The sequence below is a fragment of the Bradyrhizobium sp. U531 genome, assembly GCF_051710265.1.
Taxonomy (GTDB): domain Bacteria; phylum Pseudomonadota; class Alphaproteobacteria; order Rhizobiales; family Xanthobacteraceae; genus Bradyrhizobium.
In genome coordinates this window covers 493548-519150 of the sequence record NZ_JASVEN010000001.1, presented here as the reverse complement: position 1 = coordinate 519150, position 25603 = coordinate 493548, and the positions used below count along the sequence as shown (strand labels likewise).

General features: G+C 66.1%; 29 protein-coding genes and 3 tRNA genes. 13 read left to right on the top strand and 19 right to left on the bottom strand.

Translation table 11 applies throughout. The features are described 5' to 3' along the window. Positions 1 to 4: 4 nt before the first annotated feature. From QRQ56_RS02590 to QRQ56_RS02580, 3 genes are all read right to left on the bottom strand, one after another. On the bottom strand, positions 5 to 334 hold the full coding sequence (locus QRQ56_RS02590) for a hypothetical protein (protein ID WP_438737458.1): 330 nt from the start codon (positions 332 to 334) through the stop codon (positions 5 to 7). A gap of 95 nt (positions 335 to 429) precedes the next feature. After that, positions 430 to 503 (bottom strand) — tRNA-Gly (locus QRQ56_RS02585). A gap of 332 nt (positions 504 to 835) precedes the next feature. Next, the gene (locus QRQ56_RS02580) at positions 836 to 3247 is read right to left on the bottom strand and encodes an ATP-binding protein (RefSeq protein WP_438737456.1); all 2412 of its coding nucleotides are present in this window, start codon (positions 3245 to 3247) and stop codon (positions 836 to 838) included. 337 nt (positions 3248 to 3584) lie between these two features. On the opposite strand from QRQ56_RS02580, the gene QRQ56_RS02575 reads away from it, so the two are divergent. Beyond that, on the top strand, positions 3585 to 4298 hold the full coding sequence (locus tag QRQ56_RS02575; protein WP_438737454.1) for a substrate-binding periplasmic protein: 714 nt from the start codon (positions 3585 to 3587) through the stop codon (positions 4296 to 4298). Between the two features lie 9 nt (positions 4299 to 4307). Here QRQ56_RS02575 and QRQ56_RS02570 read toward each other — a convergent pair whose 3' ends face one another. Together QRQ56_RS02570 and QRQ56_RS02565 are read right to left on the bottom strand one after the other, a co-directional pair. Then, positions 4308 to 4511 carry a hypothetical protein gene (locus QRQ56_RS02570; protein WP_438737452.1) on the bottom strand — a complete coding sequence of 68 codons (204 nt, stop codon included), beginning with the start codon at positions 4509 to 4511 and terminating at the stop codon, positions 4308 to 4310. Positions 4512 to 4538: 27 nt separating this feature from the next. Continuing rightward, complete coding sequence (locus QRQ56_RS02565; protein WP_438737451.1) at positions 4539 to 4736, bottom strand: hypothetical protein; 198 nt, start codon at positions 4734 to 4736, stop codon at positions 4539 to 4541. Between the two features lie 199 nt (positions 4737 to 4935). Here QRQ56_RS02565 and QRQ56_RS02560 point away from each other — a divergent pair, with 199 nt between their 5' ends. Then, complete coding sequence (locus tag QRQ56_RS02560; protein ID WP_438737450.1) at positions 4936 to 5316, top strand: YciI family protein; 381 nt, start codon at positions 4936 to 4938, stop codon at positions 5314 to 5316. A 9-nt stretch (positions 5317 to 5325) separates the two neighbouring features. On the opposite strand, the gene QRQ56_RS02555 is transcribed toward QRQ56_RS02560, so the two are convergent. Beyond that, entirely contained in the window at positions 5326 to 5910 is a 585-nt protein-coding gene (locus QRQ56_RS02555) for a TMEM175 family protein (RefSeq protein WP_438737449.1), read from the bottom strand. 130 nt (positions 5911 to 6040) lie between these two features. On the opposite strand from QRQ56_RS02555, the gene QRQ56_RS02550 reads away from it, so the two are divergent. The 4 genes from QRQ56_RS02550 to ppk2 all read left to right on the top strand — a co-directional run bounded on the left by QRQ56_RS02550 (position 6041) and on the right by ppk2 (position 11489). Continuing rightward, positions 6041 to 8098, top strand: coding sequence for an ATP-dependent helicase (locus QRQ56_RS02550; protein WP_438737448.1), 2058 nt, complete (start codon positions 6041 to 6043; stop codon positions 8096 to 8098). Between the two features lie 56 nt (positions 8099 to 8154). Then, entirely contained in the window at positions 8155 to 9135 is a 981-nt protein-coding gene (locus QRQ56_RS02545; RefSeq protein ID WP_438737447.1) for an NADPH:quinone oxidoreductase family protein, read from the top strand. Positions 9136 to 9230: 95 nt separating this feature from the next. After that, on the top strand, positions 9231 to 10283 hold the full coding sequence (locus QRQ56_RS02540; protein ID WP_438737446.1) for an LLM class flavin-dependent oxidoreductase: 1053 nt from the start codon (positions 9231 to 9233) through the stop codon (positions 10281 to 10283). Between the two features lie 72 nt (positions 10284 to 10355). After that, positions 10356 to 11489, top strand: a complete 1134-nt coding sequence (ppk2, locus tag QRQ56_RS02535) for a polyphosphate kinase 2 (protein ID WP_438737445.1) — start codon at positions 10356 to 10358, stop codon at positions 11487 to 11489. Positions 11490 to 11666: 177 nt separating this feature from the next. Here the strand turns inward: ppk2 and QRQ56_RS02530 are convergent. Beyond that, positions 11667 to 11752: transfer RNA gene (locus QRQ56_RS02530), tRNA-Tyr, on the bottom strand. A gap of 216 nt (positions 11753 to 11968) precedes the next feature. Between QRQ56_RS02530 and rlmB the strand changes: the two genes are divergently transcribed. Then, positions 11969 to 12799: a 23S rRNA (guanosine(2251)-2'-O)-methyltransferase RlmB gene (gene rlmB, locus QRQ56_RS02525; protein ID WP_438737443.1), complete on the top strand. Its 831-nt coding sequence runs from the start codon at positions 11969 to 11971 to the stop codon at positions 12797 to 12799. A 62-nt stretch (positions 12800 to 12861) separates the two neighbouring features. Here the strand turns inward: rlmB and QRQ56_RS02520 are convergent, their stop codons facing one another. After that, a complete protein-coding gene (locus tag QRQ56_RS02520) occupies positions 12862 to 13347 on the bottom strand; it encodes a hypothetical protein (protein ID WP_438737441.1) in 486 nt (161 codons plus the stop codon). A gap of 44 nt (positions 13348 to 13391) precedes the next feature. After that, a complete protein-coding gene (locus QRQ56_RS02515; protein WP_438737439.1) occupies positions 13392 to 13877 on the bottom strand; it encodes a hypothetical protein in 486 nt (161 codons plus the stop codon). 281 nt (positions 13878 to 14158) lie between these two features. On the opposite strand from QRQ56_RS02515, the gene QRQ56_RS02510 reads away from it, so the two are divergent. Both QRQ56_RS02510 and QRQ56_RS02505 read left to right on the top strand, forming a co-directional pair. After that, positions 14159 to 14635, top strand: coding sequence for a hypothetical protein (locus QRQ56_RS02510; protein ID WP_438737437.1), 477 nt, complete (start codon positions 14159 to 14161; stop codon positions 14633 to 14635). 167 nt (positions 14636 to 14802) lie between these two features. Then, a tRNA-Thr gene (locus QRQ56_RS02505) sits at positions 14803 to 14877 on the top strand. Between the two features lie 13 nt (positions 14878 to 14890). On the opposite strand, the gene QRQ56_RS02500 is transcribed toward QRQ56_RS02505, so the two are convergent. Further along, positions 14891 to 15304, bottom strand: a complete 414-nt coding sequence (locus tag QRQ56_RS02500) for a GFA family protein (RefSeq protein ID WP_438740050.1) — start codon at positions 15302 to 15304, stop codon at positions 14891 to 14893. Positions 15305 to 15430: 126 nt separating this feature from the next. On the opposite strand from QRQ56_RS02500, the gene QRQ56_RS02495 reads away from it, so the two are divergent. Beyond that, positions 15431 to 15691 (top strand): hypothetical protein, encoded by a 261-nt coding sequence (locus tag QRQ56_RS02495; protein WP_438737435.1) that lies wholly within the window; start codon positions 15431 to 15433, stop codon positions 15689 to 15691. Between the two features lie 3 nt (positions 15692 to 15694). On the opposite strand, the gene QRQ56_RS02490 is transcribed toward QRQ56_RS02495, so the two are convergent. From QRQ56_RS02490 to QRQ56_RS02475, 4 genes are all read right to left on the bottom strand, one after another. Beyond that, positions 15695 to 17527, bottom strand: coding sequence for an outer membrane protein assembly factor BamB family protein (locus QRQ56_RS02490; RefSeq protein ID WP_438737433.1), 1833 nt, complete (start codon positions 17525 to 17527; stop codon positions 15695 to 15697). Between the two features lie 95 nt (positions 17528 to 17622). Then, positions 17623 to 18336 (bottom strand): class I SAM-dependent methyltransferase, encoded by a 714-nt coding sequence (locus tag QRQ56_RS02485; RefSeq protein ID WP_438737431.1) that lies wholly within the window; start codon positions 18334 to 18336, stop codon positions 17623 to 17625. A 59-nt stretch (positions 18337 to 18395) separates the two neighbouring features. After that, on the bottom strand, positions 18396 to 19112 hold the full coding sequence (locus tag QRQ56_RS02480; RefSeq protein ID WP_438737430.1) for a class I SAM-dependent methyltransferase: 717 nt from the start codon (positions 19110 to 19112) through the stop codon (positions 18396 to 18398). Positions 19113 to 19353: 241 nt separating this feature from the next. Beyond that, a complete protein-coding gene (locus QRQ56_RS02475; RefSeq protein ID WP_438737428.1) occupies positions 19354 to 21051 on the bottom strand; it encodes a methyl-accepting chemotaxis protein in 1698 nt (565 codons plus the stop codon). Between the two features lie 240 nt (positions 21052 to 21291). On the opposite strand from QRQ56_RS02475, the gene QRQ56_RS02470 reads away from it, so the two are divergent. Further along, a complete protein-coding gene (locus tag QRQ56_RS02470; RefSeq protein ID WP_438737426.1) occupies positions 21292 to 21492 on the top strand; it encodes a hypothetical protein in 201 nt (66 codons plus the stop codon). A gap of 81 nt (positions 21493 to 21573) precedes the next feature. On the opposite strand, the gene QRQ56_RS02465 is transcribed toward QRQ56_RS02470, so the two are convergent. Next, positions 21574 to 21738 carry a hypothetical protein gene (locus QRQ56_RS02465; RefSeq protein WP_438737424.1) on the bottom strand — a complete coding sequence of 55 codons (165 nt, stop codon included), beginning with the start codon at positions 21736 to 21738 and terminating at the stop codon, positions 21574 to 21576. Positions 21739 to 21837: 99 nt separating this feature from the next. Here QRQ56_RS02465 and QRQ56_RS02460 point away from each other — a divergent pair, with 99 nt between their 5' ends. Then, entirely contained in the window at positions 21838 to 22230 is a 393-nt protein-coding gene (locus QRQ56_RS02460) for a hypothetical protein (protein WP_438737422.1), read from the top strand. A 343-nt stretch (positions 22231 to 22573) separates the two neighbouring features. Continuing rightward, positions 22574 to 22828 carry a hypothetical protein gene (locus QRQ56_RS02455; protein ID WP_438737420.1) on the top strand — a complete coding sequence of 85 codons (255 nt, stop codon included), beginning with the start codon at positions 22574 to 22576 and terminating at the stop codon, positions 22826 to 22828. A 27-nt stretch (positions 22829 to 22855) separates the two neighbouring features. Here QRQ56_RS02455 and QRQ56_RS02450 read toward each other — a convergent pair whose 3' ends face one another. From QRQ56_RS02450 to QRQ56_RS02435, 4 genes are all read right to left on the bottom strand, one after another. After that, on the bottom strand, positions 22856 to 23098 hold the full coding sequence (locus QRQ56_RS02450) for a hypothetical protein (protein ID WP_438737418.1): 243 nt from the start codon (positions 23096 to 23098) through the stop codon (positions 22856 to 22858). A 273-nt stretch (positions 23099 to 23371) separates the two neighbouring features. Continuing rightward, positions 23372 to 24079: an outer membrane protein gene (locus QRQ56_RS02445; protein WP_438737417.1), complete on the bottom strand. Its 708-nt coding sequence runs from the start codon at positions 24077 to 24079 to the stop codon at positions 23372 to 23374. 287 nt (positions 24080 to 24366) lie between these two features. Beyond that, on the bottom strand, positions 24367 to 24762 hold the full coding sequence (locus QRQ56_RS02440; protein WP_438740048.1) for a hypothetical protein: 396 nt from the start codon (positions 24760 to 24762) through the stop codon (positions 24367 to 24369). A 253-nt stretch (positions 24763 to 25015) separates the two neighbouring features. Continuing rightward, on the bottom strand, positions 25016 to 25396 hold the full coding sequence (locus tag QRQ56_RS02435; protein WP_438737415.1) for a His-rich protein BRANT: 381 nt from the start codon (positions 25394 to 25396) through the stop codon (positions 25016 to 25018). Positions 25397 to 25603: the final 207 nt, after the last annotated feature.

Here is a 25603-nt window from a genome sequence, read left to right as displayed (position 1 = left end):
GTTCCTAGAAGCGCGGCAGGCCCAGCCGCTCGCGGACCTCGTCGTCCTCGATCACCTGATCCAGGCGCGCATCCTTGCCTGCGTCCCTGCCTGCATCCTTGCAAGCCTCGAAATCCTCCGCGACCGCCTCAAGCGTTCGAAACGCGTCACCGGCACTCGGCGCGGTGGCGAGGTGAGCAATCGACTGACCGTTAACGGTGAGATCGGCCTCGCCCCAAGGCGTGGTGTCGATCTCCAGGCGGTCTCCGCCGGCGTTTGCGATGAAGTGCTGAACGGTGGATTTGGAGGTCGGCAAGGAAAGATCCGGCGTCCAATCGATCGGCTTGTCGGTCATGTCGTGTGTGTCCCGAAGTTGCGACCAATCGATAGACCATCCGGCGCGGGGGACATTGACCTGGATCAGGCTCGGACGCGGTTAACGCAAAGGCCTGGAGCGGGTGAAGGGAATCGAACCCTCGTATTCAGCTTGGAAGGCTGCTGCTCTACCATTGAGCTACACCCGCGTCAGGGGCTCCCTAACACGGCCGGGCGGCGGTCTCAACTGCTTCGGGACGCCGCTTTGCGGCGTCTTCCCGGCCTTGCGCGCCGCCTCGGTTCCTGCGGGCCCATCGCCCCCTTAACAGCGGGGGCAAGGCCGCCTATATTGAGGTCTTCCGAAACCAACGAAAGGAGGTGATCCAGTGTCTTTTACCAAGCGCTGTCACCTCGCTGGGATCGCCCGCTAAGCTCTGAATAAGGGCCTGGCATCGGGGCGCTCTCAGCCCTGGACCAGCGAGCAAGAAATCGGGCGCGACGGGGCTTCCCCGCCGCGCCTTTTTCGTGGCTCGCGCGGCTCTCAGGCCGGCGGCTCGCCGGCGAGCGCCTCGCGAATCTTCTCCGACAGCTCCGCCTTCCGGTAGGGTTTTCCGAGCAACGCCACGCCGGGATCCAGATGGCCTTCGTGGACGATGGCGTTGTCGGTGTAGCCGGAGGTGAAGAGCACGCGCACGCCCGGCCGGCGCTGCCTGACCGCATCGGCCAATTCCCGCCCGTTCATGCCGCCGGGCATGATGATGTCGGTGAACAGCAGATCGAACCTGGCGCCCTGGTCGACCAGCGTCAGCGCCGAAGCGCCGTCCCCGGCCACCAGCGTGCGATAGCCGAGGCTGCCGAGCTGGGCGATGACATAGCCCTGCACCAGCGGATCGTCCTCGACCACGAGGATAGTCTCGTGTCCGCGTGTCTTGGCGAGCGGCTGAACCGGCGCGGTCCTGGCCGGCGCCTCGCCCTTCGACCGCGGCAGGAACAGACGCATCACCGTGCCCTGCCCCTCCTCGCTCTCGATCGCGACCGTGCCGCCGGTCTGGCGGGCAAAGCCGTAGACCATGCTGAGCCCGAGCCCGGTGCCGCGACCGACGCCCTTGGTGGTGAAGAACGGCTCGAACACGCGCTCGCGGATGTCGGCCGGAATGCCGTGGCCGGTGTCGCTGACCGCGATCATCACGAAGGCGCCGCGCAGGCCGTCGCCATCGCCGGCGCTGCCGATGCCGTCGAGCTCGCGGTTCGCGGTCTCCAGCGTGAGCCTGCCGCCGCCGGGCATCGCGTCGCGCGCATTGACGGCGAGATTGACGATCGCGGAGGAGAGCTGCGAGGGATCGGCCATCGCGCACCAGGCGCCGTCGGCAAGCCGGGTCTCGATCTCGATATGCTCGCCGAGGATCGGCTTGAGCAGTTTTGCGGTCTCAACCACGAGCGCGTTGACGTCGATCTCGCGCGGCTCCAGCGGCTGGCGGCGCGCGAAGGTCAGCAGCTGCGAGGTGATCTCCGCGCCGCGCGCGGCCGCGTCGTCGATCAGCTGCGCGATCGCGGCGAATTCGGGCTTGTCCGCAAGCCCTTCCCGGATGAGCTCGATGGTGCCGGTGATGACCGTGAGCACGTTGTTGAAATCGTGCGCGACGCCGCCGGTGAGCTGGCCGATTGCGTCCATCTTCTGGGCTTGACGCAGTCGCTCCTCGGTCTCGTGCTGCGCCGTAAGATCGGTCGCGGAGCCGCGGTAACCCAGGAAGCGTCCGTCGGCGGCGAAGACCGGCTTGCCATTGACGCTGAAATGATGTGTCCGCCCGGTGGTGTCGCGCCCGCGATATTCGAATTTGCGGAACGGCTCGTGACGGTCCAGCGTCGCCAGGTGCGCGCGCCATTTCTCCGCCTCGGTCTCGCGGTCGAGCGCGGTATCGATGCGGCGCGTGCCAAGCCGCACCTTGGGATCCATGCCGAAAGCAATCACCCGGTCGGAGAGGTAGGTGAAGCAGTGGTCCGGCCCGGTCTCCCAGAACCAGTCGGACGCGGTCTCGGCATAGTCGCGGAAGCGCTCCTCGCTCGCCCGCGCGTCCGCTTCGGCGCGCCGGCGGATGATCAGGTCGCGCTCGAGATTTGCATTGGCCTCGCGCAGCTCGCCATAGGCCCGCTCGAGGTTCGCGCACATGGCGTTGAAGGCCTCGATCACCTTGTCCAGCTCGTCGGCATCGTAGGGCGGCCTGCGCTCCAGGCGCAAAGGCGGCGGTGGCCGCGCGAGGCTGTACTTGCTGACGAACTCGGCGATGGCGACCAGATGCCGCGTCACCAGCAGATGAAACATGTAGATGATGAAGAGCGAGACGAGGAACGTCTTCGCCGCCTGGCTCGCCAGGATGACGAGGGCCCGGTTCAGCAGCTGCCGATAGACGTCGCTCAGCGTCGCCTCGACATGGAGCAGGCCGATCGGGCGTGCTATCCCCTGCACACTGGTGCTCAAGGGATAGTCGCGCGTCACGATCGAACGCGTGCCGGGCTCGCCGACCGCAATGCGGATCGGATTGGGACGGTCGGCGATCTCGCGCACCTCGGCGGCGCGGATATCGGGCAGCCGCAGGATGCCGTCGAGCTGGAGCTTGAGCTGGTTCTGGTCGAGATTCCACAGGCTTTCGCCGAGACTGCCGGTGGTGCTGCGGCCGATCTCGTCGAGCCGCGTCTCGATCAGCCCGACCTCGCGGTCATAGTCGAGATAGAGCTGGAGGCCCGTCAGCGTCAGCGTCACGACCGAAGAGAACAGCAGCACCGCGGCGAGCAGCCGCGGTCCGACGCCGCTGCGCGACCAGTTGAAGAGCCGGGCCAGAAGCGAAGCAAACATCGGAGGCGCAAGCGCGGCATCCACGCTCGTCAGGCCCGGCTTCGCAGCCGCCGGCGCGATGGCGCGGCTGCGCTTGGGGTCCTCGTCACCTGCGTTGGCCATGCACCACGCCCCCGAAATGGCGGCTCACTGCTCCGGTCCACCGGCTGCAGCCCCGAGCAATCCAGCAATTGAGACGCCTGCATCATCAACTGATGCGCGCAATCACCCTGTCGGCCCACGGGCGGCTTGAGGTCGGCGGGTCATGTCTTCCGCCCGGCAGCAGGATTCCCGCGCAAGCTACCACTGCGCGTGCTAGAATAACACCGGTGAAAGTCCGGTGTGACCAGCGCGGCGGCCAGCGGTCACCATTGCGGCCGGCGCGCAGGCGCCAACTCTCGGTAGATTGCACTTGCGTCCGAATCCAGGGGTAGCAATGCACGACCGCAGGAGACGCCCGATGTGGCGGCTCGCCCTCGCCTGCCTGGCGCTGCTCGCAGCCGCTCCTGCCCACGCGCAGGACACGATCCGCCTGGCGCGCATCGCCGACATCCCCGATCAATATGTCGGCGGCGAGATGCTGCGCGCCGTCTATGCCAGGCTGAACATCAAGCTGGAGTTCGAGGATGTCCCCGGCAAGCGCGCGCTCGCATTGTCGAGCGCCGGCGAGGTCGACGGCGAGATCCAGCGGATCGGAACGCTCTCGCGCGATTACCCGACGCTGGTCCAGGTCACGCCGGCGATCAACTACATCGAGCCGGCGGTGTTCGCGACCAGGCTCCGATTCGAGGTCAAGGGCTGGGATTCGATCAAGGACTACAGCGTCGGCATCGTCCGCGGCGTCGGCTCCTCGGAAGCAGGTACGCGCGGCATGGCCCGCGTCACGGCCACCACCGGCCTCGACAACATGGTGCGGATGCTCGACGCCGAACGCTTCGACGTGATGGTCACCGACCTCTTCAGCGGGCTCGCGGCGGTGAGGAAGCTCGATCTGCAGGACAGGATCTACCCGCTCTCGCCGCCGCTCGAGCGCATCCACATCTATCACTATCTGCACGAACGCCATCGCGATCTGGTGCCCAAGGTCGGCGACATGATCGCCCGGATGGAAGCGAGCGGCGAGCTGGCGGCGCTGCGCGAGGCCCTGGTCAAGCAGGTCTTGAGCGGAAAGTGACGACGGCTGTCAGCCCGCCCGAAGCCGCTCGCGGAGCGCGACCGCGGCGATCAATATGCCGACGCACCAGGCCACGACCGCGCGATGAGGCTCCGCGCCGAGCAGCGCGGTGACCACGCTCGCCAGCAGGCACGGCGCGATGGCCTTGCTGTTGCGGCTGACGAGCGAGACCAGAAACGGCATCGCCGCGATCGATATCTGCAAAGCATCCATGGTTGAAGGACGGTCTCGCCGGAGCCGTCAGAAGCCGCAGACGCTGATGGCGCGCGGGCGCTTGCCGCGCCTGGTCTCGACGATGCGCTCGCCGCCGTTCTCGGCCGAGCTGCCGTAATAACGGTGATGACCGCTCTGGTCGTGCAGATCGGCCGTCTCGGATTGTCCGGTCCGACGCGCGTCGCAGATGATCTTGGAAACCGTCTTGATGGAATGACCCGACATTGCCGCCTCCAGCAGAAATCTTGTTGTTGTGGTCATCAGTCGCGACCGCTTCCGGCGGCGTTCACGCGGCAGGGGCGCAATCGGGTTTCAGGACGGTTTCATCGCAGCCGCATCACGCAATATTTTATGCGCGGGGATTGTCGGCATCGCCTGCGGTGCTACGTCCTTGGGATCTGTGCAGAAAAACAACGAGGGGACGATGCTTTACGCCATCCTGGCCTACCACGTGGAAGACGAGCTCCTGTCCTGGACGCCGGAGCAGGACGCCGCGGTCGTGGCCAAAGTCATCGAGGTTCAGGCGCCTTTGCGGGCAAGCGGGCAGTTTGGGCCGGCCGCCCGGCTGGACGGGACCCGAAAGGCCCGCACCCTGCGTGGCCCCGGCGCGGGCATGGTGCTGGACGGCCCGTTTGCCGAGACCAAGGAGCAACTCCTCGGCTTTCACTTGATGGAATGCGCCAGCGAGGAGGAGGCGATCTCGGCGGCGCGGAAGCTGCGCGCGGTCAATCCGACCGCGGTCTACGAAATCCGACCGGTCAAGCTTTACGTGCCGGCCGATGGGTTCGGCGCGACAGGACGGTGAGGCGCGGCCTCACGCCTCGCCTCGCGCGCCGTAGAAGCGCTGGATCAACAGGCCGCCGAAGGCGATGAACCAGACGAAGGGCGCGATCTGCGGCGCGAATGACGCCACGATCGTGCCCGGGATGAACACGGCCAGCGGAAACATCGAGGCCATGATCTCTTGGCGCCAGCTACCGAGCACCTTCCACCACAGCCAGGCATTGAGGCCGGCAATGGCGGTGAGATGCAGGCCGTAGAGCACGGCGACCGCGCTGCTCATGCTGTAATTGGTGTAGAGCCCGTTGGTCACGGGCAGCAGCACGATCGAGAGCAGGAAGAACAAATTGAGGATCACCAGGCCGCGGCTGCCGACCGGCTGACGTGCCAGCCGCCGGTGATGGCTGATCCAGAACACGCCGGCGATGATGAAGCTGAGCGCGAAGCCCGCGAGCTTGCCGGAATAGACATGGGCCAGATCGCTCCAGCCGGGGGAGCTGGTGAAGACCGCGGCCTTCGGCAGGTCGTAGGCCAGAAGCGTCATGGCGACGCCGAAAATGGTGTTGCTGAGCGATTCCAGCCGCCGCATCTCGAACTGGTCGGGCTTGAGCTCGGTCATGCCGGGGTGTGCACTTTTTCGGGCTGGAACCTGGGACGATCTTGTCCCTAGGTCTTAGCATCGGTTCCGTCCAGCCGCATTGCGATTCGCGCCGGGATCGCCGACTCTCGCCCTTTCACCGGGGCGATTCGTGACAAGCTATCTGGACACGCTCAATGCGGAGCAGCGCCGCGCCGTCGAGCATGGCGTGGCCGATGGCGCGACCGTGGGCGCCCCCCTGCTCGTCATCGCCGGCGCCGGTTCCGGCAAGACCAACACGCTGGCCCACCGCGTCGCGCATCTGATCGTCGCCGGCGCCGACCCGCGCCGCATCCTGCTGATGACGTTCTCCCGCCGCGCCGCGGCCGAGATGGCCGGCCGTGTTGAACGCATCTCGCGAAAAGTGCTCGGCGAGAACAACGCCGCGATCATGCGAGATGCGCTGACCTGGGCCGGCACCTTCCACGGCATCGGCGCCCGCCTCTTGCGCGAATATGCCGAGCGGATCGGCGTCGATCCCGCCTTCACCATCCACGACCGCGAGGATTCCGCCGACCTGATGAACCTCGTCCGGCACGAGCGCGGCCTGTCGAAGACCGAGAGCCGTTTTCCGGCCAAGGGTACCTGCCTGTCGATCTATTCGCGCTGCGTCAACGCGGAGATGGAGATCGAGAAGGTGCTGGGTGCGCACTATCCCTGGTGCGCGGGCTGGGCGGCGGAGCTGAAGGGCCTGTTCGCGGCTTACGTCGAGGCCAAGCAGGCCCAGCACGTGCTCGATTACGACGACCTCCTGCTGTACTGGTCGCAGATGATGAGCGACCCGCTGATCGCCGAGGAGATCGGTGGCCGCTTCGATCACGTGCTGGTCGACGAATACCAGGACACCAACCGCCTGCAATCCTCGATCCTGCTGGCCCTGAAGCCGGATGGACGCGGCCTCACCGTGGTCGGCGACGACGCGCAGTCGATCTACTCGTTCCGCGCCGCCACCGTGCGCAACATCCTGGAATTTCCGCAGAGCTTCTCGCCGCGCGCGGAGATGATCACGCTCGACCGCAACTATCGCTCGACGCAGGCCGTGCTCGCCGCCGCCAACGGCGTCATCGGCCTTGCCCGCGAGCGCTTCACCAAGAACCTCTGGACCGACCGCACCGCCTCGCACAAGCCACAACTCGTCACCGTGCACGACGAGGCCGACCAGGCGCGCTACATCGTCGAGGAAGTGCTGGCGAACCGCGAACAAGGCGCGCTGCTCAAGCACCAGGCGGTGCTGTTCCGGACATCCTCGCATTCCGGCCCGCTCGAGATCGAGCTGACCCGCCGCAACATTCCGTTCGTGAAGTTCGGCGGGCTGAAATTCCTCGACGCCGCCCACGTCAAGGACGTGCTGGCGCTGCTGCGTTTCGCCGAAAACCCGCGTGACCGCGTCGCCGGTTTCCGCATCCTGCATCTGTTGCCCGGCATTGGCCCCGCGACCGCGCAGCGCGTGCTCGACCAGATGGCGGAGAGCATGGACCCGCTGCACGCGCTGGCGCAACTCCCGGTGCCGGCACGCACCGGCGACGACTGGACCGCCTTCGTCCGCACCGTCGAGAACCTGCGCTACTCCGAATGGCCGGTCGACCTTGAACGCGTGCGGCTGTGGTACGAGCCGCATCTCGATCGCATCCACGAGGATTCCGAGACGCGCCGCGCCGATCTGATGCAGCTCGAGCAGATTGCAAGCGGCTACTCATCCCGCGAAAAATTCCTGACCGAGCTCACGCTCGATCCGCCCGATGCGACCAGCGACAAATCCGGCCCACCGCTCCGCGACGAGGACTATCTGATCCTCTCGACCATCCACTCCGCCAAGGGCCAGGAGTGGAAATCGGTGTTCGTGCTCAACGTTGTCGACGGCTGCATGCCCTCCGATCTCGGCGCCGGCACCTCTGCCGAGATCGAGGAGGAGCGGCGCCTGCTCTATGTCGCGATGACCCGCGCCAAGGACGATCTGCACCTCGTCGTGCCCCAGCGCTTCTTCGTCCACGGCCAGGCCGCCAAGGGCGACCGCCACGTCTACGCCTCGCGCACCCGCTTCATCCCGGAGCAACTGGTCTATTTGTTCGAGCGTACCGCCTGGCCGAAGGCCGCCGCCGGTGCGGCGCGCACGGGGGCGCAAGGGCCGAAGGTCGACATCGGCGCACGGATGCGCGGAATGTGGCGGTAGACACAAGAGGCCTGCCTCGGGACCTGCCAGGATAGCTGGAGCAACAGAGGTCCGACATGAAAGCTGTCGTCGTCGAGCAATACGCACCCGTCGATCAGATCGAGCTGAAAGACATCCCGCCGCCGGCCATGGAGCCGGGACTGCTGCGCGTCCGCGTCGAAGCCGCCGGGATCGGCTTTGTCGACGGCTTGAAGATCGAGGGACGCTACCAGACCAAAGATCCCCTGCCCTTCACTCCCGGGACAGAGTTCGCGGGCGTGGTGACGGACGCGCCCGGCGCACCCGGCGGCTATCGACCCGGCATGCGCGTGATGGGCATGACGCGGTCGGGCGCGCTGGCCGAAGAGATCGTCGTCAAGCCCGAAGCGCTCCATCCCCTGCCCGACGGCGTCGCGGCAGAAGTCGCGGCATCGTTTCGCGCCAATTATCTGACCGCGCTCTATGCGCTGAGCGCCCGCGCCATGCTGGTTGCAGGCGAGCAGCTGCTGGTGCTGGGCGCGGCCGGCGGCACCGGGATCGCGGCCGTCCAGATCGGCAAGCTGCTCGGCGCCCGCGTGATCGCCGCCGCATCGACGGTGGACAAGCGCGCTTTCGCGCAGGCGCACGGCGCCGACGCCGTCATCGACTACACGCAGGCGGGCTGGCGCGACACGCTGAAGGAGATGACGGGCGGGCACGGCGCCGACGTCATCTTCGATCCGGTCGGCGGCGAGATCTCGGTGCAGGCGTTTCGCTCCATCGCCTGGCGCGGCCGTCATCTCGTGGTCGGATTTGCCGCCGGCGCGATCCCCGCGCTGCCGTTCAACCTGCCGCTGCTGAAAGGCGGCGCCCTGCTCGGAGTCGATCTCGCGCAGATCCCGCTGCGCGAGCCCGAGCTGCAGAAGCGCCTGATGTCGCAACTGACGGGCTGGCTCGCCGACGGCGAGCTGAAGCCCGTGGTCGGCCGCGTCTTCGCGCTCAAGGATTTCCGCGAGGCGTTCAGGACCATGCAGTCGCGCGGCGCGCTCGGCAAGATGGTGGTGCGGGTCGCGCGGTAGACCTCACAAACGGAAACCGAGCATTTCCGAAAGCCGCCTTGTGGGCGGCCGGTCGCCCATTAAATCTGGCCGATCCTCCCACAGAGATCTCATCGATGACCGCACCGCTCGAATTCGGACTGGACACCTTTGGCGACGTCACCAGGGACCCCTCCGGCACCCTGCTCCCCCATGCGCAGGTGATCCGCAACGTGGTCGACGAAGCCGTGCTGGCCGACGAGCTCGGCCTCGACTTCATCGGCCTCGGCGAGCACCACCGATCTGATTTTGCGATCTCCTCGCCCGAGACCGTGCTCGCGGCGATCGCATCGCGCACCAGGCACATCCATCTCGGCTCGGCCGTGACGGTGCTGTCGTCGGACGATCCGATCCGCGTGTTCCAGCGCTTTGCCACGCTCGATGCGCTCTCGAACGGACGCGCCGAGGTGATCCTCGGCCGCGGCTCGTTCACCGAATCCTTTCCGCTGTTCGGCTTCGACTTGCGCAAATACGAGGAGCTGTTCGAGGAGAAGCTCGACCTGTTCACCGCCTTGCTGCCGCAGCAGCCGTTGACCTGGGAGGGCAAGCTGCGTCCGCCGCTGCGCGATCAGCTGGTCTATCCCCCGGTCGAACACGGCACGCTCAAGACCTGGATCGGCGTCGGCGGCAGCCCGCAATCGGTGGTGCGCGCGGCGCATTATGATCTGCCGCTGATGCTCGCGATCATCGGCGGCGATCCCGCGCGCTTTGCGCCTTTCGTCGAGCTCTATCATCGCGCGTTCAAGGAGTTCGGCCGCCCCGCCCAGCCGATCGGCGTGCACTCGCCCGGCTATGTCGCCGAGACGGATGAGCAGGCGCGCGAGGAGCTGTGGCCCCACTACAAGGCCATGCGCGACCGCATCGGCAAGGAGCGCGGCTGGCCGCCGATGGGCCGCGACGAGTTCGTCAAGGAGGCCGAGCACGGCTCGCTCTATGTAGGCTCGCCCGAGACGGTCGCGCGCAAGATCGCGAAGACGGCGAAGGCGCTCGGCATCTCGCGGTTTCAACTGAAGTACTCGGCGGGGCCGTTGCCGCACGAGAAGCTGATGAAGAGCATCGAGCTCTACGGGCGCGAGGTGGTACCGATGGTTAAGCGTTTACTCTCCGAGGAGGCCGCCGCCGCCGTTTGATCCGCGTCAAGTCGCCTGGTCCTGATTCGCGCGTAGATCAGGTTTTCCGTGCATTTCAGGACAGGCAGGCGAATGGCATCTCTTCCCCGGAAGTCCAGGCTAGCTCAAACCCGAACGCGTAGCGCAAAGCCGGCCACGCGGCGCAAGGCGGCAGGCGCGCAGCCTCGTGCGGTCAAGCTCACCGCGGTCGAACGCTCCCTCGCCGAGCAATCGTCCGCGGGCGCGCTGCAGAGCGAGATGGCAGCGCTCGACAGCGTCCTCAACGGAACGCCGGCGCTGGCACCGGACAGCGAGCCGGTTCAGGCCATCATCACCGGAGCCGCGCCCGATGATGCCAAGCAGATGCAGGCGCTGCTGACCGGCAAGGCAGCCAAGCGCGCCAAAAGGACCACCAGCGACGAGCTCGCCGACGACTGGCGGTTCGGCGGCTACCCTTACAAATCGCGGATGTATCGCCGCGATTACGAGGAGCAGAAATTCGCGCTTCAGACCGAGCTGTTGAAGCTGCAGAACTGGATGAAGGAGACGCGGCAGCGCCTCGTCCTGTTGTTCGAGGGCCGCGACGCCGCGGGCAAGGGCGGCGCGATCAAGCGCTTCATGGAGCATCTCAATCCGCGCGGCGCCCGTGTCGTGGCGCTGGAGAAGCCGAGCGACGTCGAGCGCGGCCAATGGTATTTTCAGCGCTATGTCCAGCACCTGCCGACCGCAGGCGAGATCGTGCTGTTCGACCGGAGCTGGTACAATCGCGCCGGTGTCGAGCGCGTCATGAACTTCTGCTCGCAGGCCGAGTACGACGAGTTCCTGCGCCAGGTCCCGGAATTCGAGCGCAACCTTGCTCGCAGCGGGCTCCACCTCATCAAGTTCTGGTTCTCGGTCAGCCGCGACGAGCAGCGGCGGCGCTTCAAGGAGCGCGAGGGCCATCCCTTGAAGCAGTGGAAGCTGTCGCCGATCGACCTCGCCTCGCTCGACAAATGGGACGACTACACGCGCGCCAAGGAAGGCATGTTCTTCCACACGGATACCGCGGACTGTCCCTGGATCACCATCAAGTCCGACGACAAGAAGCGCGCCCGCCTCAACGCCATGCGCTACGTGCTGCACGCGATGCCCTATGCAGGCAAGGACAGCAAACGCATCGGCATGGTGGACGACCTCCTGGTCGGACGCGCGAACGTGATCCACGAACGGGAAGAGCACGCGCGGTAATGGGATGACGGCGAGCGGTCGCTGCTGCAGTCCGCCTGCGCCCTGCGGGCTACGGCGCGACAATCGTTGCGGCTGACAGTCCGTCTTCGCTCTCGCTGCGCTCAAGCTTCGCCGGACACGCATCGCCCTTGCGGGTTACGCTCGGCTGCGCCACGCGTAGCCCGCAAGGGCGAAGCGTGGTGGGGGAGGCAGGACTCGAACCTGCGAAGCCATGAGGCGGCTGATTTACAGTCAGCTCCCTTTGCCACTCGGGACACTCCCCCGCTCGACGGCAGCACAATCGGGCCGGACCTTGCCGGCGACCGAAGACGGCCATGGAACGTGAAGGCCGCGACAGCCCGGATGGGGGCGCGACCGGGCGCGTTTATGGGCGATGCGGTGGGGCAAAGTCAACCGAGGCGTTCGGGGAAAATGGTCCATAATGGCCTCAAGAGACGGCCAAATTGCCATATTCCGGAACCCGTGACACAAGCGCAGCCATGAACGATCGAAAATTCGCACCCAAGGGCCGTCGCCGGGACGGTAAGCCCTTCAAGAAGGCCGAGAAATCGGCCGGCCGCCCGGCCCGGCGCGACCGCGATTCGGCAACCGACGGGCCGGTCATCCTCTATGGCTGGCACTCCGTTTCCATGGCGCTGGCCAACCCGGCGCGTCGGATCCGCAAGCTGACATTGACCGAGAACGCGGCCAAGCGATTGGCGGACGAGAACATCGCGACCCGCGTCGCGCCCGAGATCGTCCGGCCTCAGGAGATCGACCGGCAGCTAGCGCCCGACGCCGTGCACCAGGGCCTGCTCGCCGAAGCCGATCCCCTGCCCTCGCCCGACATCGAGGATTTGGCGCCGGAAGGCATGGTGCTGGTGCTCGACCAGATCACCGATCCCCACAATGTCGGCGCGATCCTGCGCTCGGCGGCCGCGTTCGCGGTCAAGGCGATCGTAACCACCGCGCGCCACAGCCCCGAGGCGACCGGCGTGCTCGCCAAGGCCGCCTCCGGCGCGCTGGAGCTGGTGCCTGTGATCACCGTGCAGAACCTCGCCCGCGCGCTCACGGCGCTGAACGAGCGCGGCTTCCAGACCGTCGGCCTCGACAGCGAAGGCAGCGAGGACCTCTCGGAGGTCGCGCTGCGCGAGCCGCTCGCGCTGGTGCTGGGGGCCGAAGGCAAGGGCCTGCGGCAATTAACGCGCGAGACCTGCAGCGTCGTGGCGCGGCTCGACATGCCCGGCGAGATCAAGAGCCTCAACGTGTCGAACGCCGCCGTGCTGTCGCTCTATGTCGGCGCGAGCCGCCTCGGGCTGATGAAGCGCTGACAAAGAAAAACGCCCGTCCGCATCGCGCGAACGGGCGTCCTTTGACTCAACCGATCAGGCGATCAGTAGTAGCGGCGCAGCACACGATGGCCGCCGTAATACGGCGCATGGCGGGGGGCGTAGCCGTAGCGCGGACCGTAGCCGTAGTGCACGCGCGGCAGATAGCCGACGCGCGGGCCGTAGCCGTAGCGATACGGACGATAGTGCGGGCGATGATACGGCGCCACGGCGGCGCGATAGCCGTAGCCGTAATTGGCGGGCGCGACGACCGCGTCCTCGCGATAGGTCGGATACGGCGCGAAGGCGCCCGGGCCGGTATAGGTCGGGCCCTGGTTGACGTGGTAATATTGCGTGGTCGGCTCGGCGAGACGCTCATAGGCGCCGTAGCCATAGCCCGCACCATAGCCGTAGCCGCCGCAACCCGTGTTGCAGCCGGAATAGACCGGCGCGACCGGCTGGCATGGGTTGAAGCCGCACGCCGCGGCGGGTGCCGTGGCGACGAACATCACGGCAGCCGCCGCGACCAGTCCCGAAATCATCTGACGCATTACTCTCTCCTGTTGATTTCCGTTTTGTTGGATTTTGACGTTTCTTAACCCGGCGGCTTGCCGGGGACTTGGACGTGCGGCCGCGGGCGCGGCGGTCGCGGACGATCGTTGATCTCGGGCGCGTAGATCACCGCCGGCGGATCGACAGGCGGATCCATCTGCGCGGGCAGCGGCGCGGACGACGCACCCCAGCTCTGGTGATAGCTCTCGGCGGGCTTCGGCAATTTGCGGTTCGCGGGCGGCTCGACCTCGAGCCGGCCGTAGCCGGGCCGCAGCCCCATCGTCGGATAATAATGGCCGACGTCGGCAGGCTGCCGCTCGGCGATGTAGCGCCCGCCATAGATCGTGGGCTGCACCTGGATGTCCTTGCCGAGACCCCAGGCGCTCTCGATGACGGTGTAGGACGCGTCGATGTTGTTGATGATGATCGGCACGCCGGGCCGGCCGGGTACGACGATATCGAAGCCGCCGCCGGCGAATGCCGTCGCGGGCAGTCCGATCAGAAAGGCAGCGAGCGCCACAGCACGCATGAGGAAATCCCGGTTATGCGGCGGCAACCTAACCGATCCCCGGCAGAAGAGGGTTAAGGCCCGCTCACCAATTTCCGGTAAGCCTAATGTGTAAGGATTGCGCGCCGTTCAAATGCCGCGAGGCGAGCTAGCGAAGCGTTAACGGCGCGCGGCGCCAGCGCGGAACCCGCGCTCCGCTCACATCGGTTTGAGCGCAGCTTCGCGAATTTCCGCCGGTTTCTTCGGAACGTCCGGCGCCGCAAGCGTTTAGACCCCCGTCAACAGATTGGGAGCCAACAACCATGAACATCAAACTTTTTGGAGCCACGGCAATTGCGGCGACCATGCTGGCAGGCTCTGCCATGGCGCAGGCTGTCGTCAACGAGCCCGGCCGCTGCGCGGCGCAATTCGCCAACGCCAACTGCAAGAATCTCGGACCCGGAAATCCGTATACCGACAGCGGCTACCGCCATCGCCGCGCGGCCTATCGTCAGACCAACGGCGACTGGAACAATGACTGGGACAGGAACCGCACCGGCTTCTGGCCGACTGACGTTGCGGCCGGCGTCGCCGGCGCCGCGATCGGTACCGCCGGCGCCATCGCCAGCGCACCGTTCCGCGCCTGGGATAATTCCTACGCCTACGACCAATCGTGGGACAACCGCGGCTGGGACAATCGCGGCTGGGACACCCGCACCTACGCGCAGCGTAACGGCTTCGTCTGTACGCCCGGCACCTGGTTCAAGGGCGAAGACGGCCGCCGGCACATCTGCCAGTAAGGCGCTTCAGCTCTAACGCAGGACATCAGGCGGCCCTCAGGGCCGCCTGATTCATGTCGGCGGCACGGCCTTTTGCGGGTTCTGGCACTTTCCGATCAAGTCTGGTATTGCGGCGCGCACGGGTGGAGACCCCGGCTATGCCGGCCTCGCCCCGCCTTTCAGGCGTCGCCGGCTTAGCTCAGCGGTAGAGCAGCGGTTTTGTAAACCGAAGGTCGGGGGTTCAATCCCCTCAGCCGGCACCAGCTTCTGACGTCCTCAGCCCAAACGCTTCGCCACGCTGCCTTGCTGAAAGTGCGAGGCACCTGCGATCTCCACCCAGCCATGTTTCGACTGCTCGAACACCGATCTGATCGGCGGTGGAAAATCGGGGTTTGCGATCGCGCCGACGGCGACGCCGATCATCTCTGGCAGATTATCGGCATACCAATAGACCGTTGCGCCGCAGTCGGGACAAAAATGGCTGCGGACCATCCCGCCGCTCGCGGCTGTCCGGACGTACTGCTTTGATGGCCCTGAAATCGTGACGGCGTGAGCCGGGTAGAACGCGCCGACGCCGAACGGCGCGCCGGTGCGGCGCTGGCAGTCCAGGCAATGACAGGCCACGACGAGCTGCGATGGTCCCGGCAGCGACAGCGTGAGAGCGCCGCAACTGCATCTGGCGTTGATCATCAAATGCACTCCAAGTTTCTGTCTGTTCGGCGCTCAGCTTTTTCGTTCCAAGCCATTTCGGCATGGCTTCATGCACAACGCCTGACACTTCGCTTCGTATCTCGATGCGCTGGATCCGGAGCATGCATGATTGTTTTGACTGACGAAGAAGATCTCGCCGTGCAAGCCAAGCTCAACTTCACCTTGGGTGCGAAGACATACGACACATACCTCCAGGGGTTTCGTTGCGCGGAATTGTCTGGCGGTGTGGTCATAGCCTACGCGCGCAGCGAGTACATGGCGGGCGTCATCAGCGCCGAATATAGCACGCAGATTGCAGACGCGGTCGAGAGCGTCGTCGGACAACCCGCGACGATGGTGCTGGTCCTGTCGCACCCCCGGCGATAGGCATCACTCCGTCCCCGCCTCGAACGCCAGCAGCACGTTGCCCGAGACGCCGCTCCATTGGCCGTAGCCGGAATTGGTGTAGAGCATGGCGCCGGCGATGACGGGACCGGGACCGTCGATCGCGCCGCCACGGGCGGGGATGCCGTTCACCGCCTTGAAATCCTGCGCGGTGTCGAACTCCCACAGCAGCTTGCCGTCGGTGGCGTAGGCGCGCAGGAAGCCGCTGACGCCGCCGGAGAACACGACGCCCGGGATCAGGCTCACCGCCGCCGACAGCGCGGGGCTGCATTGAAGGCGATCTCCGCAGGCGACCGGCGGCACCTCCATCACGACTTTGCCCGAAGCGAGATCGAGGCCGAACAGGCCGCCGCCTTGCGTGGAATCGAGCTGCCGGGTGCCATCGCGCTTGAAGCGCACGTCGGAATTGGCGACATAGATGCGCTCGCCGTCCGACGCCGAGCCCCACTCGCTGCCACCGAGCGCGCCGCCCTTGCCGATCCGTGTCTGCCACAGGATCTTGCCGCCATCATCGGGATCGAGCGCGTGCACGACGCCGGACTTCTGCGCGATGGCGAGCACGCGCCGGCCGTCGTGCAAGGTCACGAGGATCGGCGACTGGCCGAAATCATGATCAGGCCCCGGCTCATCAGGACAATTGGTCCTGTCCGCGCTGAAGCAGGCGACCACGAAGGCATCCTTCGGCGTCGCCTGCTGCTTCCACAGCAGCTTGCCTGTCGTGAGCTCGAACGCCAGGATCGCATCGGCGGTCGCAGCCGGCGGGTTCGAATAGGAATTGCTGGTCGCCACGTAGAGCGCGCCCCGCTTCGCATCGATCGTCGGCGCCGACCAGATCGCAGCGCCCGACGGGCCGAACAGCTGCGTGCCCCTGGCATTCTTGCTGGTCGGATGCGGAATCTCGGGGATCGTGTAGGCCTGCCAGATCGTCTTGCCGGTCGCAGCCTCCAGCGCGACCACGCTGCCGCGGAAGGTGCAGCATTCGTAAGTGGCTTGTGAGCCGGCGGCCTCCTCGAGCGAGGACACCGGCACGTAGAGCACACCATCATGAAGCGTCGGCGCACCGGTGACGCGCGCGGCGGCATGCTCTTCCACCTTGGTCTTCCAGATCAGCGCGCCGGTCAGCGCGTTCACCGCATAGGCGTTGGCGCGCAGATCCCCGAAGAAGATCGCGAACTGATCGGAGCCCGGGAGCGGCGCGAAGCTGATCGCCGCGCGCACCGCCGCATCGATCGCCAGCGTCCATATGGTGCAGCCGCTGCGTGCGTCGAGCGCGTGCACCTTGCGATCGGTGCCGCCGATGAACAGCATCCCGCCGACAACGGTCGGCGGCGCGAACGACACCGAGGCGCCGGGAAAGGCATAGGCCCACTTGAGCCGCAGACGCGGGACCTGCGCCGCGGTCAGGGCGGCCATGTCGGCCGGCTGGAAGCGGCTGTTGCTGGCATCGACGCCCCATCCGTTCCAGCGCGGCCCGTCGAGGGCTCCAGGAAAGCCGCTCGCCTGCTGCGCGCAGCGGCCCTCCGCATCCGCGGCCGCACCGCCGGTTGCGGTCTTGCCGGTGACAAAGGACGCGATCGCGCGGCGTTCGGCATCGCTGCGGTCCTTTGCCATCGCCGCCATGCTGCCACTGGTCACAGCCCCCAGCACCTGGTCGAACGACATCGCCCGCAGCGCACTGCGGCCGGGCACGCGGGTCTGCGCGTCGGTGTCGTGGCATTGCGCGCAATGCGCGGCGTAGAGCGTGGCCCCGTCCTGCTGCGCCAGCGCCGGCGCACTGCACCAGATCAACAACGCGGCCAAGGCGGCACGTAGGCTCATGGTGGGCTCCGGCATGCGACGGGAGATCGCTTACACAACTTGAAGTCTATCGCCGGCGCGAGCGAGTCCGCAATGGACGTCGTGCCCGCACTCCCTCACACATCCGTGGTCGCACGAGCAGAATCCGGCAGCTCGTCGAGCCGCCACAGCCCGAGGCTCTTGTCGCGCCAGCCGCCATCGCCCTCCTCGCAGCGCTCGTCGATCAAATCGCGCGGCGCGGGCCAGCCGAACGGCGCCCTGGTCATGTTGAGCGCGCGCCAGTCGCCATCCTCGCAATCCCGGTTGCCCTCGAATTCCGGAAACGTCGTGGCCAGCAGGAATTGCGCACCGCTTTCGCGAAAGCCGGCAATGGCGCGGGCGATGTTCTGGAAGCTCAGATGCACCAGGCAGTCCCGGCACAGGATCAGATCGGCGCGCGGCAGTCGATCGCGCGTGAGATCGGCGACCAGGAAGCAGCCGGCGAGCTCACCATCCGCCACGCGCTTGGTGTTGGCGGCGATCAGCGAAGGCACGATGTCGACGCCGGTATAGTCGATGTCGAGCCTGAGGCGGCCGATCCAGCCGGCATCGCCGCAGGGCGCATCGAGCAGCGAGCGCACGCCGAGCCGCCGCAACAGCGGCGGCAGCGCGTCCCGGATCGCGGCAGTGGCCATGTCCTCCGAGCCGAGGCCCGAGACCGAGCTCGCCGCGCCCCATAAATTGGTCCGCTCGATCCGCTCGAACCGTGCGGCCAGATCGAGCCCTTTGAAATTATCGCGGTCGGCGACGAAGCGGTCATGGGCGAGCACGGGAGGACGGTTGGCGATCATCGGCGAGCCTCACATAAAATCGCACGACAACACTACAGCAAAGCCGGGGACTGCGCCGCTCAATCCGGCTTCTGCCACTCCATGATGTGGAAGTAAGGCACGCGGCGATGCCGGGCGATCTGCTCGGGGGTGCCGCCCGTCGGTTGGGGCTCGCTGAACAGGCGCAGCTGGAGGCCGTGATCGAGCAGCAGCGTCATGTAGGTGCTGAGCGGCCGATGCCAGTTCAGGATCCGGATGTTGCGCCAGCTCACCCAGGTCGCACGCTCGTCCATGTAGTGATCGATGGTGAAGCGCGGGGTGCCGTCATGATCGCGCGTCCAGCCGGTGGGCGGGCCGGCGGTGTTGAAGCTGGTCATGTTGGCGATCAGCAGCGTGCCGCCGGGCCGCAGCGCCCTCACCATGGCGGCGATCGCCGCGCCGAGATCGGGTATGTCGATCAGGCTGAGATAGCTGACGACGAGATCGTGGGAGGCCACGACATCCATCGTCTCGGCGCGGCCGAGCCGGTAGTCGCCGTTGGGGTCGAGCTCCCTGGCGCGCGTCAGCAGGGCCTCGGTCGGATCGATGCCGGTGGTGCGAATGCCGGCGCTCTGCATGATGCGGCAGAAGCGCCCCTCTCCGCACCCGACGTCGAGCGCATCGCGGAAGCCACGCCCCTCGATCCGCGCCCGCATCGGCGCATCCAGCACGAAGCGGCGGCCATAGTCGCCGTCCTCGCCTTGATCGACGATCCATGCGGCCGCGGATGTGGCCCAGCCGTCGACGTCCTCATTCATGTCCCGGACCTGTGGTGTCTGCCGCGCACCCGCGCAGGGACGGTCAGCAACCACAGATTGGATCGGATTTCAACATGGGTTAGCCTGCGCATGCCATGCGCCCCACCACGCCCCGAGAGAAAACCAGGATCGTCGCCGGCGCGGTGGCAGCCGTCGTCATGACGGCCATGCTGCTCGTGTTCGTGCTCGGCTTCCTGCTGGCCTGATCGAGGGCGCGGCGGAACGAGCCGCCGCGCGGATCTCAGGCGGTACGCACGGTCCGCAGGAATTTCCCGACCTCGTCCTTCAGCCGGGTGCTGTCGCTCGCCAGCATCTTGGCGGTCGAGAGCACCTGCGAGGAAGCCGAGCCGGTCTCGGCCGCGCCGCGCTGCACGTCGGTGATGTTGGTGGAGACCTGCTGGGTGCCGTGCGCGGCCTGCTGCACGTTGCGCGAAATCTCCTGGGTCGCGGCGCCCTGCTCCTCGACGGCCGCGGCGATGGTCGAGGACACTTCCGAGAGCCGCTCGATGGTCACGGAGATGTCGCGGATGGCATCGACGGATTCCTGGGTCGCGGTCTGGATGCCCGAGATCTGCTGGCTGATCTCGCCGGTCGCCTTCGCGGTCTGCTCGGCCAGCGTTTTCACCTCGGCGGCGACGACGGCGAAGCCGCGGCCAGCCTCACCGGCGCGTGCCGCCTCGATGGTGGCGTTCAGCGCCAGCAGGTTGGTCTGGCCGGCAATGGTGTTGATCAGCTCGACGACGTCACCGATCCGCGTCGCCGCGACCGAGAGCTCGCTGACCCGCTCCGTCGTGGTGCGGGCCTGAGCGACGGCCTCACCCGCCATCCGCGCGGATTCCTGCACCTGCCGGCTGATCTCGTTGACCGACGAGGACAGCTCCTCGGTGGCGGTCGCGACCGACTGCACGTTGCCGGTGGCTTCGCCCGAGGCGACCGCGACGACCGAGGTCAGCTCCTGCGCGCGCTGCGCGGTGGTCGCCAGCGTCGAGGACGAGGCTTCGAGCTCGGTGGATGCGGATCCGACGGTGTCGATGATCTCGCCGACCGCGCGTTCGAAGCCGTCGGCGAGGTTGACCATGTCGCGGCGGCGCTGCTCGGCGGCCTGCTTCTCGACTTCGACTTGCGCGGCCTTGAGGCGTTCGACCTCGAGTCCGTTGGTCTTGAAGATCTCGACCGTCTTCGCCATCTCGCCGATCTCGTCGTTACGGTCCTTCTCGGGCACGTCGATCTTGAGATCGTTGCGGGCAAGGCCCTCCATGGCGAGCTTGAGCCGGGCAATCGGCTGCGACATCGCCTTGAGGCCGATGAACAGCGCGATCGCGATGCCGAGGATCAGGCCGCCGGCGCTGACGCCGACCACCGTCCAGGTCGCAGCCTGGGCATCGCGGTTGATGGCCTCCTTGCGCTTGGCGACGGCCTGCGCGGTCTCGGTGGTGAATTGAGCAATGCGGGCCAGGGCCGCATCGAGCAGCGGATCGCACTCTTTATGGGCGCGGTCGGCGGCCTTGGCATTTTCTTCCGTGCTGCTGGCCTGCGATCCCGCCTTCAGCACCGGGTCGCAGCCGACGAATGCCGCCTTGAGCTGATCACCGATGCTCCTGATCTGGTTGGCGCGCTGCGGATCATCCTGCTCGGCGGCATCGAGATATTGGCGGATCTCGTCGCGGTTCTGGTTCGCGGTCTTCAGGCGGGCGACATTGCCGGCTTCGGTCGCCTCGGTGAGGACGGCATAAAGTGCGGCATGATATGTCTCGGTACGGCGCTGGGCACGGGCGAGGTTGAGCGCGGAGGATTGGGCGGCGGCGAGTTCGCCGAAGCCATCGACGGTCGCAGAGAGCTCGCGTGTGCCGAAGCCCGCAACGGCGATCATCGCGCAGCCCATCACCGCCACGATCAGCGCCACCTTCCACACGATCTTCAGATTGTTCAAAAAGCTCATCTCTGCCGCCCCAACCAATGATTGTGCCGAGACGTTGTCCCAGCACCGTGCATTGGAACCGGCGGACGTTAAAATTTAATCCCAAATGACATGGGTGCTCTTACGGAAAAATAACTGTTCCGCCGATCGACGTAAGCTTCGCGTAAGCTTCAGCCTGTTTTCGCGGCGCTAGCCGATGCGGAACTGCAGCCGGGCGTCAGTCGTTGTCGGCCCATGCGGATCAGAGAAGAAAATCGAAACATGTTCTTGCTGGCGACGGTGATGCTGTGCTGCGGCGCCGTGGCCGGCACATTGACGCTGCTCGAGCCGGCCATGGGACCACCGACCGAAAGGCTGGTCGCCGAGCAGGCAACCGCCGAGGTCCCCCAGGCATCGCTGCAAACGCCGGTTCGGGTGGTGGGCGCGCCGTTCGAGCCCAACGTCAATCCGCGCCAGCGCTGAAGCCCCGATTCAACAAGCGGTTTTCCGGCCCACGGGCCGATGTGCGATGACGATCGATCCCGATCATATCGCGCCTGAGCGCTACCTGGGCGAGGCCTTGGTGCCCTCTTCCGGCCGACCATGAGCCCGGGCCAATTCCTCGACGAACGCAATCACCTCCGCCCGCTTGTCGGGCGGGAGCGACAGGAACGCGCGGATGAGCCTCAAGCCCTCCGCTTCGTCCGAACGTTCTTTCCCGGAATCCATTCCCCACTCTCGGGCGACCGGGAAAAATATGCAATCCCTTGCCAACCACCTTGATTCGGCGCAGCGGCTTTGCTGGAATGGAGCCGGCTGAGGTGGATCATGAAGTGGATCGTCGAACGCGACGCCCTGATCGCGCAGACAATGGCTTTCGTTCAATCGGTGACGGGCAAGAAGGATGATGTCCTTCAGCCCGGGGCGCCCCCGGCTGTGCCGACCGTCAGGACCGAAATCGTCAGGGCGGAGGTGATCGCGGTGGAGACCGCCAGCGTCGAGATCGAGCTGGCGAAAGCTCCCGCGCCGCCGCCCTCGCCAATGCCTCTCCCGCCCCCGCGGCCGATCGGCGATTTCCGCACCGAGATGCAGGCCCGCATCGCCAATTTCCGCAGGCATCAGGAGCGGTTCGAGCGCGAGCGCGAGGAGTATTGTGCCGAAACCCTGACCAAATTGCGCGCCGCCATTCGCGACGCCTCCGGGCCCTCGGCCAAAAAGTAAGACTGCCCCGTTGTCAGGGGCCTACAGCCAGGACCTATAACCAAGACCTATAACCAGGACCTATAACCAGGACCAAACCAGCCAGAGGTTGGCCGCGCAGGCGCTCACCAGCGCCAGCGTCAGCGGCAGAAGCATGTGCCCGCAAGAGGTCTTGAGGTCGCTCGTCATGGCCGGAAACATCCGCTGATTCCGCCAAATGAGTCCCAGGGATTCTTTTTTTCGCGATTCAGGACTCGTTAAGGACTCAGAGCCCGGCGGCCTCGATCACGGCCCCGTGATCGCCCTCCCCCTGGAACCTGCTGGCCCGTGCGACAGTTAACGGGTTTTCCGGGAGCGGGAAGAAATGCCCTACGCTTTGTTTTGTAACGACGCTCAGATCAGCAAGGCCTATCCGAGCGAATCCGACGTCTGGAAGATCGCCCACCGCAGCGGCCTGGTCGTGGACGTCAGCGCCGACGAGGACCGCCCAGGGCCGCGCCGCGTGCTGGACAATGACTACGAGATCAAGCCATGCCCGGCAGCACAGGGCGAGGACCCCGCCAAGAACAAGGCCGAGGCCGAACGGCAGTCCAGGATGGAGCTTCAGCTCAATTCTTGAGGTTTTGCCGGCGAAAGCGGCCGAGGATCAGGGCGTCGCGGTCGCCAGCGAAGCCTGCTCACCGGCCAGAGCGACACAGGCCTTGCGGCGGTGCAGCCCGCGGATCGCGCCCGTGACCTTCAGCACCTTGCCCGACGGGCAGGATGCGTCCTTGACGAAAGCCACCTCGTAGGGCGCCAGCATCAAAGGCTCGGATTTGAGGATTGTCTGTGCAGAGCACGGCAAGGAAATGAAGCACGAGAGCGCCACTGCCGACATCAAGATACGCATGTCCGTCGTCCCACCAGCCCGGTAATTCTCATATAACGCTTTCCGGAGCGCGAGTTCCGTAAGCGGCAAAAATTATTTTTGCTTTACCCAAGTCCCATGACGCGCGTGAGAAGGCGCGCGACGGAATGTTTGTTTGCAAATGACGCGCCAGATGGTTCACGCATTGCAAATGCCGCGGCTGGCCGACGGGACGCCGGGGACAAACCGCCGCAGGACAAACGAAAGGCCGGCGGAGAGCCGGCCTTTGTTAGACGCGTGGTCGCGGGCAAAGGGTCAGTAGCGCGAGGCTGCCGGACCGCCCCAGCCGAAACGATAGTTCACACCGACCTTGACGGTATGCTCGTCCTCCCGGCCGCGAACGCCGACGATGTCGGCCGGACCGGCGGTGAAGGTCGTGCTGCCGAAATTATAGTACTGGTACTCGGCCTTGGCGGACCAGTTCGGCGCGAACATGTATTCGAGGCCGGCGCCGACGGTGTAGCCGTCCTTGCTGTTGCCCGTCGTGGTGAAGGCCTGCGGCACGCCGGCGATGTTGACGCCGAGATTGTTGTTACGCCAGGCGTAACCGCCCTTGGCGTAGACCAGGGTCGGTCCCCAGGTGTAGCCGATGCGGCCGGTCACCGAGCCGATCTGGTCGGTGTTGGAGGTCACCTGCGTGCCCAGCGGGAACGTGACGCCGTTGTTGTTGGTCGGCAGCCAGGAATACTGGGCCTCAATACCCACCACCCAATTGGGCGCGAACTGGTAGTCGAAGCCGCCCTGCACGCCGCCCATGAAGCGGGCGTCGCTGGACTGGAAGCTGCTGTCGCCGGCAAACGCACCGCCGACATGGCCGCCGATGTAGAAGCCGGTCCAGTTGTAGATCACCTGCGGCGACGTATAGGCCGGAGCCTTGGTATAGGTGCGCGGCTGCATGTCCGCGGCGGCGGCCGGCGCGGCCAGCGCAAGCAGAGCGGCTGCACCCAGCAAAATCGATTTCATGATCATCCCCGTTCTTTCATTTACGACACTCAGGAAACAACGTGGCGTGAATTGGGTTGCTTCGCGGCGATGCCGGAACGTTGATCGTTCTTAACTGTGACGGGGTGGCAACATCGCGATTTTGTTCCGTCACGTGGCCCCGCGCCGGCTGTTTTTCTCGCCCGCGCACGGCCCTCCGTAACGATTTGTCGCACGACGAAATCGCCCCGTTCAAAGCTCCCCGAAATGTGATCCAGCAGCTCCGGCGCCAATCGTTCTAGCACCAGCCGATGAAGGCGGGCTTTGTGCTACCGCGCCATCTTTTCGAGTTCCGGAAAGGGTACGTAAACCGCACCGGCGCAGAGCTCGTTGGTCCGGTCGACGACACGGTCCGCCCGTCCGTTGACGAAGATGACGGCGCGCTCGCGCATCGCCTTATAGCTGCCGTCGCTCTCGCGGGGGGTGAAATGCAGGCAGCTGACATAGAACTGCCGGCCGCCGACCTCGCGCTGCACCGGCTCGGCCATGCCGGCCTCACGCACGCCGACCGGGTTGTTCAGATAGGTGCGCATCAGCGCCAGCGTGTCGCTGCGGAAATTGTCCGGAAAGGGCTGCGGCCCGCCGGCCTGGGCCCCGCCCATGAAGGTCGGACGGTCATTATCGCTGCCGAAACAGGCCGTCAGCGCCAGCGGCAAGGCCAGGATCAATGCCAGGCGCACCGTAAGTTTCGCCAATCGCCCCACAGGTCATGCGCTCCGCTCGAACAGACTCGAAAGCCGTTCTAGCCGCTCGGTTGCGCAAAGGGAATTCGCGCGTCCGCGAGGAAGCGCTGCGACCAACGCACCATCCCGCCGCCGGCGCCTCACGCTTTCGCGCACGGCGCCGGGACGGCGGATGGGCCTGAAGCCCTGACGCGGCGGCGGGGCAATGGGATGCCACCGCGTGCAGGATCAGTCGTTAGCTGCGCTTCTCGGTGGTCGCCGGCTTGGTGAGGTCCGGCTGCGCCTTCTGCGACTTCTTGGCCGACAGATGCTTGTGGTGATGGCGATGCGTGCGCACCGTCTTGTGCTCGTCCGGCGTCACGGCCGCGTTGGCGTTCATCGCCTTCGACTTGCTGTCCATCTTGGCGTCCGCCTTGACGTCAGCCGCCTTGGCGTCGGTCTTGGCATCGGCCTTGATGCCGGCCTCGGGTTTCGCGGCGGTGGTGGAGGCCTTGGTCTGGGCCTGGTCCGCCTTGATCACCGGGGTGGTCGTGGTGGTCTTGCCGGCCTCGGCCGCGAAGGCCGGGGCTGCAATCACGGAAGCGGCGAGCAAGGCTGCGGAAATGGTCTTCAGCATGGTGGTCTCCTCTTGGAAGGATCTGAAGGCGGCGCCCTCTCGCCACCCCTTCGATCGTGGGTGGGAGCCTAGGGGGCGCGCGCTGAACCCGATCTGAAGCCGATTGCAGGCTCCCGTTCATCTCGATGACAAGTTTGTCATCTGCGCCGGGGGATCGTGCGATGCGGGAATGTTTTTGCCGGACGGGTGTTCCGGTCTTCAGGCAAT